The sequence below is a fragment of the Paenibacillus prosopidis genome (genome assembly GCF_003337375.1).
GTDB lineage: Bacteria > Bacillota > Bacilli > Paenibacillales > Paenibacillaceae > Pristimantibacillus > Pristimantibacillus prosopidis.
Window position 1 is genome coordinate 362,758 of the sequence record NZ_QPJD01000004.1, and the last position, 9,772, is coordinate 372,529.

Sequence of the window (9,772 nt, forward strand, 5' to 3'; positions counted from 1 at the left end):
TTTCTCGCTTCAAACGATTCTGCCGCCTATTGGATATGGGACGGCGTTCACCCGACAGCTGTCGGCCATGAACTCATTGCCCGCGAATGGCTGTCCATCGTCCAGAACAGCCCTTTGGCTATTCGGTGAAATCGGGTCAGCCGTTCAAGATAATAGATAATATTATACTAGAGGAAGTTAGGATTTTACATTCAATAGTTTGCTAGAATAAGGCTGTATCCAAGTAATAGGAGGCCAGTTATGCATGGTTAAAGCGCAAATCGCCAAGGGTTCTTACGAACCCACATTTGAATCGCTCAGGAAATTCGAGTGTCCGGATTGGTTCCGTGACGCGAAGCTAGGAATATGGTCGCACTGGGGCGCACAATCGGTGCCGATGTATGGAGACTGGTACGCCCGGAACATGTATTACGAAGGTTCCGAGCAATACCTGTACCATATTCGCCATTACGGACATCCGTCGAAATTCGGCTACAAAGATATCGTTCAGCTGTGGAAAGCGGAAAATTTCGATCCGGAATCGCTTATGGATTTGTACGTAGCTGCCGGCGCCAAGTATTTCGTTGCACAGGCGATGCACCACGACAACTTCTTCAACTACGATTCGAAAATCCACCGCTGGAATTCGGTCAACATGGGACCGAAGAAAGATATAGTAGCACTCTGGAAAGCCGCCGCTTCCCGCCGGGGACTGCCTTTCGGTTTGACCGAGCATCTGGGAGCGACGTTCAGCTGGTATAAATTCAATAAGGGCCAAGATAAGGAAGGCCTTTATGCGGGCGTCCCGTATGATGGTAACGACCCTGAATACGAGGATTTATATTTACCGAACCGCGAGCATTATGATCCGGACAATCTGCTGTCCGAACCGAAACCATGGTATACAACCAATCCTTGGTGGCATCAGCGCTGGCTTGACGTGATCAAGGAAGTCATCGATCTGTACCAGCCGGATCTGCTGTACTCCGACGGCGGTCTGCCGTTCGCCAGCGCATGGGATAATAGAGACGCTTCCTTGGACGACCCATTGTTCACAGCCGGACTGCAAGCAGTCGCGCACCTGTATAATACCAGCGCAGCGGCTAACGGCGGGGTGAATCGCGCCATTTTTAATCAGAAAGACCGCAGGCAGGACGTTTACCGCATCGGGATCCTCGACATTGAGCGCAGCCAGTCTCCTGACATCAGGCTTGACCCGTGGCAGACCGATACTTGTGTCGGTGATTGGTTCTACCATGTGAAGAACGAATACAAGAAACCGGGGCACGTCATCGAAATTCTGGTCGATATCATTGCCAAGAACGGCAACCTGCTCCTCAATATTCCGCAGAAGCCGGACGGTACAATTGATGACGAGTGCACGTATATCCTGCAAGAGATGGCCAAATGGATCAAGGTTTGCGGGGAAGGTGTTTACGGCACCAGGCCGTTCCGCGTATCGGGCGAAGGCCGTTCCCGCGTCGTCATTGACCATTTTACGGAGGACAGGGTAGATTGGAACGCAGGCGACTTCCGTTTCACACAAAAAGGAAATACGCTGTACGCTTTCCAAATGCGGTGGCCTGAAGATCATCGCGCCGTCATTCGTACGTTGACTCCAGCAGACCAAGTGAAGTCCGTCCGGTTGCTTGGAGCGGGTGAAGTTCCATTCGAACAGTCGTACGGCGCTCTGATCGTTTCGCTGCCGGACAGACTTCCCACGCCGTACGTCAACTGCCTAGCGATTGAACTAAATTCTTAATCCTAAGCTTAAATTGGGTAGGAGGCTGTCCATTATTTGGACAGCCAACCTCCCACACTACCGTAATCCTAATCCTTTCATTGTGGTGTTGTTGAGGGATTTTGCGAGGATAGGGCTATTGGACGTTCGCCAGTAGCTCTTTCTTGTGTTAGCGTATTCCCATCTGTTCATGGATTCCAAGTGATTTCAGTCTATCGAATCTTGTTCTCACCCGTTTCCACTGTTTCCAGTAGATCATCCTAATTCGTCTTCTCATCCATTCATCCGTAGCTTGGAGCAGGGCAAGATGCCCGGCAGTGTAATTTTTTTTAACGATGATTTAACGGAGGAGCCGGATGATGGGCCAATCGATACGCAATCGGAGACAAGCCTGTCGATGATTTGAATAATTTGGATAGGTAGGATATGTCGGGAATGCCAACATTGGCGCCAATTTCTGCTAGCAGGAGGTTCGTGGAGGTCAATAGCCACTTCACTTCCTCTATCCTTTTTCTATTCACGTATTGGATCGGAGATGTTCCGAAATGCCTTTTAAACACACGGATAAAATAATTGGGATGCAGGTGGGCGCGTTCCGCCAGTTCGTCAATCGTTAAGTTTCGATAGTAGTTAAGGTGGATGTATTCGATGACTGCTTGAAGCGGCTTGGACACTGCAGCAGGTTCGACGCCGGCCACATCTGTCGCCGCATGCTCAACATAATATGCGATCAGCTTCATCATGGCGGCTTTTACCAACAAGGGAGCGGTCAGGGACGTACCGGATTGACAGGAAAGCAGCTCCCGGAACAAACGTTTCGGTTCGCCTTCGAGTCCCGATTCGAGAAATACGGGTACTTTCAGCAGATTGAATAGGTTGTTTTCCCCGACCTTAGCCGTAAAGTGACACCAATATTTCGTAAACCGCGGGCCGTCCGTATAAGAGTACGATTGCTTCACTCCTTGCGGCATCAGGAACAACTGACCCGGTTTGGGGGCATATTCCTTATCGCCGATTTTGAGCCAACCTTCGCCATCACAAATCAAATAAAATTTGTTATAGTCCGGCGTGTAATCGAGATCCCGCCAGTCAGGCCATACCTGCTTATGTCCCATTTCGGTTACTTGAACCTGAAGGTTATCGAGATATAGCCAAATCAATTGTTGTTGGGCATTGTCCATAGATAATCACCGTATTAGTATTGTTTGATCCTATTATACATGAGAAAGCTAGGTTTCTATATACACAACCGTCACGAACACAAATACCAAGCTTCTTTGTGGTATCTATTTTTCGGACCTACGGTAACTTTCCTAGGCCACTATGGTGCATTGGCATGCAACGGATTCGTCGAGTCAAGCTCGTCAGGAATTATACAAATAATTATCCGACATCCACTGCCATGCCTCTTAAAACGTTTTAGAACAGTTTCCTCCGTTCTTGAGAGACGAAGCAAAGCTGCCGATTGTTTGATGCGATAATCCAAGTCCAGGAGAAGAAAAAAAGGTACCGGGGCAAGGAAGCGGCCCGGCACCTTTTTGTTATCCATGATAAATTAGCTCTTCACGGTATCTGGTGCCGTGCGGGGGATCCAGGCAAAACTGTTCTCGCACTTCGTCCGTATAGAATAGCCCCATACCCCTAGCCTTTTCTATACTTCTTGTAAAATATGCCGCCTGCAATAAAAAGCAATGCAATGCCCGCTGCCCAGTAGTAAATCTGCCTATTCGTCTTATCCTGCAGCGCCTTTTCACCATCCGAAACTGACGTCTCCCCGGCCTGAGCTGAACCGTCAGTCCCCTCCGTTTGCTCCTTGGCATCAGCCTTATTCGACGGATCAGTGCCAATCACCTTGCTTCCGCTCACTGACAACCTGTAGTCGAGCACGGCTCCACTCCAAAAATGCAGCTTCAGCAGCACCTCTCCGTCATTCACTTCGTTAAAGAATTCGCTGGTCAGATCCACCAAATTCAATTTGTAATCGGGCTCGAAAGAATGGCCGTATTCCTTAAAGGACGTCCAACTGGCGGGACCGGCATTGCCCCCTTCCTCGTAGACGGCCTCCATCGTTGCCAGCCTGTCACCGTTATAGTTAATTGGAATGATGAACATGGATCTCGTCCCTATTGCTTTTCGGACAGTTGGATGATCGTAGCGGATGACGTGAAGCTTCCAGTCGGCGCCGGCCGAGAAGGTGCATGTTAGCGTCACGCTCTCGCCGAGGGCTTCCGGCACATGGCCGCGGAGAAAATCCGCCTTAAGCGTCAGCTGGTCTCCGCTGATCATGTAGTCAGCGCCGGCCGCAAGCAGCCGATCTTCAACTTTTATTCCAGTCAAGGTGTTTCCGTTTAAATTCAGCTTTACCAGCACATCCTCCGCCTCTTCGCCAGGAAGCAGATAGATCGAGTCGGAAGCCGCATTCGATGACCGGCCGTTCAAGCTTGCCATCATGACTTCATAGAACGCGGGATTGTTCCATGTATACGAGCGACGGTCAAAGTGCTGGCCGTTGTCCCAAAGCATATGCGTTATTCGCTTCTCGCGAGCATAATAGGTGAAGAATTCCAAAAACTTCAGGATTTCGCCATGCTGGATCGTCTCTATTTTCTTGTCGAAGCCCAGAAGACCGAACTCGCCGACAATGACAGGAATTCCCCGCGCGACAAAGGTGTCATAAGCTCGGTCAAAGGCTTGGACGATGTCCTCTCTCGCGGTTTCGTCGAATGTGGTAACCCCTCCAAGATTTACACTGAATGGATAATAACCGTAATAATGAATCGTAGCGATCAGATTCGGATCATCCAACCTTTCAATTGTCTTGTAAAGCTCCCGCATGCGAGCTTCTGACGGGCTTGCCGTTACTGTCGGGAGTACAAGCGGACGTGTTGCATTAAACCCGCCGCTGCTCCGAACGATTTGGTGAAAGACAGTGTTTAACTCGTCCAGCATCTCGAAATAGACCGGCTCATCCTTGTTCCAATCGTCCGAGAAGCGCGGCTCATTAATGCTCTCAAACATAAGCTTGCTCGGATAATCTTTAAAAAGGAGCGCAATCTGGCGCCACACGGCCTTGTACTTCTCCATCACCGCCTCGCGCTCGTTCTCCATGTTCAGCAACCAGTGCGAATCATGGTGAAGGTTAATCATGACGTAAAGTCCCGCGTCCAGCGACCACTCGACAACCTCCCGAATTCGATCAGTAAAATCTTCTTGAATGATATATTCCGGATCACTGCCTAACCGGTGATTCCATGTAATCGGAATCCGTATGCTTCGGTAGCCTTGATTCCTGATCGCTTGAATGAACTCTTCTGTCACAAAGGGGTTGCCCCACGACGTTTCTCCTCCGCCCGCATCGAATGTATTGCCCAGATTCCAGCCTGGCTGCATGTCCTCGACGTACTGCTGCAGACTTCCCTCAATCGGTTCTGCATGGATGCGGACATCTGTGTTAAAATTCCCGAATACCAAGACCATAATCATAAGTATGCAGATGTACTTACCTTGTGTAATTCTTGCCGAGCCTACCATTCCATCACCTGTTTTATATTGGCAATCAGCTTGTCTGCAGCTTTGGAATTAGTTGCCTCCGTCGGATGCCAATCTGCAGCGAAGCCGTCTGCCGCCGATTGAACGTCAAACTTCATAACCGAAATATTAGTATCGCTGGTTTCATTCGTATAAGCTGCGACTGCTTGCTCCACCATCGGAAAAAGACTATCCCCCATTATGCCCAGGGTGCACATCAAATGCGCATTCGCGTTATGCGATCGAACCTGCTTCAGAAATTCGACATAGGCATCTCTGTACTCAGCCTGCTTCACCGGATCATCCTTCGTATACGAATAGTCGTTCGTCCCAAGATTTATGACAATCAGATCAGGTACGTATTTGTCAAAGTCCCATGGTTGGGAATTTACATCTAGAGTCCCGTCTATTCGGCCGCCAGAACTGGCAATGATGTCATAATAATCCGGAACCAGCTGCGAGACGACCTTCTGATCCGTTCCGGTATAACCAGAGATGATGCCATGACCGCTGTAGGCAACGATGCTGTAGTCAGCCTGGAGCGCAGCTGCCGTTTTATATGCATAGGTTTTGGTCACATCTTCTGTCGCAGTGGAAAATCCGTGCTCCTTCACCTGATCATCAACCCCGTAGCCGGCCGTGATCGAATCGCCGATGAACTCGATCTTCCGAGCCGAACCCGGCGTCGGTTGAATCCCATCCACAGCATTAACGCGAATCTCGTGGATTCCTGCCGTAGACATGGCCTCCGACAGCTTGAAGATCCGAATGACGACATCCTGTTCGGAAACGCTTTCAAATACGGTGTAAGTCTTCAGAGGCTCATTTAATAAATCATCTACGACTCGTTCTCCATTGACATAAATGCCGATCCTTGCATGATTGGTCTGGCCTAACGCAACCTGGTCGCCTTTCAGCGTAATTTCCGCCCTCTTGCCTCTAAACTTGAACTCCGCCCCGCTGCCGGACAACGCCAACCAAAGCGTGTCTTTTAAGAAAAATGTCCTGCCGATCGGCCTTACGAAGTTCTCCTCTGCTCTAAATAATTGATCTGTTCCTTTTTCTTCCATAGCAGCTTCACCCTCTTGTCGTTTATTGACCTGCTCGGCCGGCTTTCCGCATGCTGTCAGCCCGGCGCATAAGATGGCCAACAGCATCACTACTCGTATTCGTTTCATCGCATCCCCTTCTTTATGTACGGCTAGCTTTCTCAACTTTTCTTGAGGTTCAAAGTGATAAATTGTTTGTTTTCGATTATATAGTCCCCTCGATCATCACACCTTGATTATTAAGTCAACAACTATCAACAACTAGCACTATATAGACGTCCGTCCAATTATAGATGATTCATCCCACAAAAATACCCCAAACCATTTCGGTTGGAGGTATATACAGCCCGCAACAGAATGCTCTGCCAGGGACCGCTGCTATTCCGTCTAATCTCTACTGCAATATAATATAGTCTACATTCCAACCCGAATCTCCGGCATCATGTTGGAACTTCAATGTCGCGCCTGCAGGGATATTGACCGGCACATTGTGTAACCCCGTTCATTGAATGCCATTCTCTCATCTATTCCATAACACCAACTGCATGGAAACTGCCGAACCTACCAATTCATCACCGCTTTAATATTAGCAATCAGCTTGGCTGCAGCTTTGGTATGGGTTGCCTCCGACGGATGCCAATCTGCACCGAAGCCGTCTTCCCATAATTGAACGTCAAACTTCATAACCGAAATATTGGTATCGCCGGTTTGATTTGTATAAGCTGCGGCTGCTTGCTCCACCATCGGGAAAAGAGCATCACCCATTATGCCCACGGTGCACATCAAACGTGCATTCGCGTTACGCGCTCGAACCTGCTTCAGGAATTCGACATAGGCATCTCTGTACTCAGCCTGCTTCACCGGATCATCATTTGTATACGAATAGTCGTTCGTCCCAAGATTTATAACAATCAGATCAGGTACGAATTTGTTAAAGTCCCATGGTGAGTTGTTGACATCCAGATTCCCGTCAATACGGCCGGCAGTTCTGGCAATGATGTCATAATTATTCGGAACCAGCAGCGAGGCGTTCTTCTCACCATTGCCGGTGTAGCCAGAGACGATGCCATGACCGCTGTAGGCAACCACGCTGTAATCGGCCTGGAGCGCAGCTGCCGTTTTGTATGCATAGGTTTTGGTCACGTCTTCAGTCGCAGTGGAAAATCCGTTCTCCTTCACATCATCAACCCCGTAGCCGGCCGTGATCGAATCGCCGATGATCTCGATCTTCCGAGCCGAACTCTGTGTCGGTTGAATCCCATTCACAGCATTAACGCGAATCTCCTGGATTCCTGTGGTAGATCTGTTCGCCTCCGACAGCTTGACGATCCGAATGACGACATCCTGTTCGGTAGCACTTTCAAATACGGTGTAAGTCTTCTGAGGCTGATTTAATAAATCGTCAACGACTCGTACTCCGTTGGCATAAATGCCGATCCTTGCATAATCGGTCTGCCCTAACGCAATCTGGTCGCCTTTCATCGTAATTTGCGCCTTCGTGCCTCTAAACTTGAACTCCGCTCCACTGCCGGATAACGCCAACCAAAGCGTGTCATTATAGAACACGGTCCTGCCGATCGGCTTTACGAAGTCCTTATCTGCTCTAAATAATTGATCGCCCTGCGCCAATATAATATAGTCTACATTCCAGCCCGTATCTCCGGCATCATATTGGAGCTTCAATGTCGCGCCTGCAGGGATATTAACCGGCACGGTCACGTTAGTGTAGGCACCATTCCAAGTGCCATTCCCGGTGAAGCTGATAGTCTTTGTCTTAACCCCATTCACGTACATACTATACGTTCCCGAGTTAGTGGCAGCATATCTCACAGTAAGGCTGGTTGCAGCAGGAACATTGTTGAACTGAATGCCATTGCCGCTCACATGAAGATACTGAACCGCTTGACCGCCTGACGCTGAGGAGTCATTGTAGACAGAAGCGAATCCCAGCCTGGTCGCAGTTTCCGCTTCAATTGGCGCAGGAGAAACCTGAATATGGTCAAGGTTAATGATTCCCGTATCGCCATTGTCATATTTGTAAGCGATCGTATTGACGCCGGCATTTAATGTCACCGTTTCCGTTTGATTGCCCCATGTATCCCAGTTTGCAAGCAAAGGCAAGCTTGTCTGCTTGATTTTCGTTCCATTCACAATAAGACTCACTGTAGCCGGATTAAAAGCGGCATTGCCGTAACGTGCGGTTACATTGTATTTCCCTGAAGCCGGAACGTTAACGGTAAAAGTCGCTGTTCCTCCAAAATTCCAGAATCCATCCAGAAAGCCGCTGCCCGTATATCCTGGATGATTAGTATTTACCTGAACCCCGCCTGACAGCGCAGCTTGTTCGGCTTCAAGTTGAATGGTGGCTTCAGGAGGCAGAAAAGGATCGCTGTCAGCAGCTGTGGCGGGAAGCGCACACATCAGCAGAAGTGAAACGGACATGCATAAGGAAATGATTTGTTTGATGAAGCGAAGCGACTCTTTCTTTGTGTTCATCTTGATAGTCTCCTTTTTCAAAGTTAATGTTTCTTGAAAGCACATACATAAATATGATGCTATCTTTCTCTATTGACTATATTACACAGCTTCATTATAAACCTTGATTTTCAAGCCAGAAAATTTAGCATGATATAGACATCTTGTCCAATAGTAGTTTGCAATCCAATCGTTAACCCCTATAAAATTTCAATTCGCTATTAAGCGAAAGGTCCCCGCAACAGAATGGCTCTGCCGGGGACCGCTGCTATTCCGTCTATTCTCTACTGTAATATAATATTGTCTACATTCCAGCCCGTATCTCCGGCATCATATTGGAGCTTTAATGTCGCGCCTGCAGGGATATTAACCGGCACGGTTACGCTAGTGTAGGCACCATTCCAAGTGCCATTCCCGGTGAAGTTGATTGTCTTTGTCTTAACCCCATTCACGTACATACTATACGTACCCGAGTTAGTGGCAGCATATCTCACAGTAAGGCTGGTTGCAGCAGGAACATTGTTGAACTGAATGCCATTGCCGCTCACATGAAGATACTGAACCGCTTGACCGCCTGACGCTGAGGAGTCATTGTAGACAGAAGCGAATCCCAGCCTGGTCGCAGTTTCCGCTTCAATTGGCGCAGGAGAAACCCGAATGTGGTCAAGGTTAATGATTCCCGTATCGCCATTGTCATATTTGTAAGCGATCGTATTGACGCCGGCATTTAATGTCACCGTTTCCGTTTGATTGCCCCATGTATCCCAGTTCGCAAGCAAAGGCAAGCTTGTCTGCTTGATTTTCGTTCCATTCACAATAAGACTCACTGTAGCCGGATTAAAAGCGGCATTGCCGTAACGTGCGGTTACATTGTATTTCCCTGAAGCCGGAACGTTAACGGTAAAAGTCGCTGTTCCTCCAAAATTCCAGAATCCATCCAGAAAGCCGCTGCCCGTATATCCTGGATGATTAGTATTTACCTGAACCCCGCCTGACAGCC

The 9,772-nt window shown here is 48.7% G+C and carries 7 protein-coding genes and 1 pseudogene; 2 read left to right on the top strand and 6 right to left on the bottom strand.

The annotated features are described in order from the left end of the window. Positions 1–21: 21 nt before the first annotated feature. Together DFP97_RS08315 and DFP97_RS08320 are read left to right on the top strand one after the other, a co-directional pair. Positions 22–129, top strand: a pseudogene (locus DFP97_RS08315) (lysophospholipase); the annotation flags it as partial. Positions 130–244: 115 nt separating this feature from the next. Further along, entirely contained in the window at positions 245–1,741 is a 1,497-nt protein-coding gene (locus DFP97_RS08320) for an alpha-L-fucosidase (protein ID WP_114379525.1), read from the top strand. Positions 1,742–1,889: 148 nt separating this feature from the next. Here the strand turns inward: DFP97_RS08320 and DFP97_RS32085 are convergent, their stop codons facing one another. From DFP97_RS32085 to DFP97_RS30660, 6 genes are all read right to left on the bottom strand, one after another. Further along, entirely contained in the window at positions 1,890–1,997 is a 108-nt protein-coding gene (locus tag DFP97_RS32085) for a hypothetical protein (RefSeq protein ID WP_342773260.1), read from the bottom strand. Between the two features lie 52 nt (positions 1,998–2,049). After that, on the bottom strand, positions 2,050–2,901 hold the full coding sequence (locus DFP97_RS08330; protein ID WP_114379526.1) for an AraC family transcriptional regulator: 852 nt from the start codon (positions 2,899–2,901) through the stop codon (positions 2,050–2,052). A 460-nt stretch (positions 2,902–3,361) separates the two neighbouring features. Then, positions 3,362–5,251 carry a cellulase family glycosylhydrolase gene (locus tag DFP97_RS08340; protein ID WP_114379528.1) on the bottom strand — a complete coding sequence of 630 codons (1,890 nt, stop codon included), beginning with the start codon at positions 5,249–5,251 and terminating at the stop codon, positions 3,362–3,364. Next, positions 5,245–6,426 carry an SGNH/GDSL hydrolase family protein gene (locus tag DFP97_RS08345; protein ID WP_245976001.1) on the bottom strand — a complete coding sequence of 394 codons (1,182 nt, stop codon included), beginning with the start codon at positions 6,424–6,426 and terminating at the stop codon, positions 5,245–5,247. Before DFP97_RS08345 ends, DFP97_RS08340 begins: the two co-directional genes overlap by 7 nt. Positions 6,427–6,858: 432 nt before the next feature. Further along, positions 6,859–8,793, bottom strand: a complete 1,935-nt coding sequence (locus DFP97_RS31400; protein ID WP_245976003.1) for a carbohydrate-binding protein — start codon at positions 8,791–8,793, stop codon at positions 6,859–6,861. Positions 8,794–9,056: 263 nt separating this feature from the next. Next, positions 9,057–9,772: carbohydrate-binding protein (locus tag DFP97_RS30660; protein WP_181873408.1), on the bottom strand; the 716-nt coding region annotated here is incomplete at its 5' end.

Excerpts from the sequence above, each read along its gene's own strand:
- DFP97_RS08345 (WP_245976001.1), bottom strand. The coding sequence starts at position 6,426 with ATGAAACGAATACGAGTAGTGATGCTGTTGGCCATCTTATGCGCCGGG.
- DFP97_RS08340 (WP_114379528.1), bottom strand. The coding sequence starts at position 5,251 with ATGGTAGGCTCGGCAAGAATTACACAAGGTAAGTACATCTGCATACTT.
- DFP97_RS08320 (WP_114379525.1), top strand. The coding sequence starts at position 245 with ATGGTTAAAGCGCAAATCGCCAAGGGTTCTTACGAACCCACATTTGAA.
- DFP97_RS08330 (WP_114379526.1), bottom strand. The coding sequence starts at position 2,901 with ATGGACAATGCCCAACAACAATTGATTTGGCTATATCTCGATAACCTT.
- DFP97_RS32085 (WP_342773260.1), bottom strand. The coding sequence starts at position 1,997 with ATGAGAAGACGAATTAGGATGATCTACTGGAAACAGTGGAAACGGGTG.
- DFP97_RS31400 (WP_245976003.1), bottom strand. The coding sequence starts at position 8,793 with ATGAACACAAAGAAAGAGTCGCTTCGCTTCATCAAACAAATCATTTCC.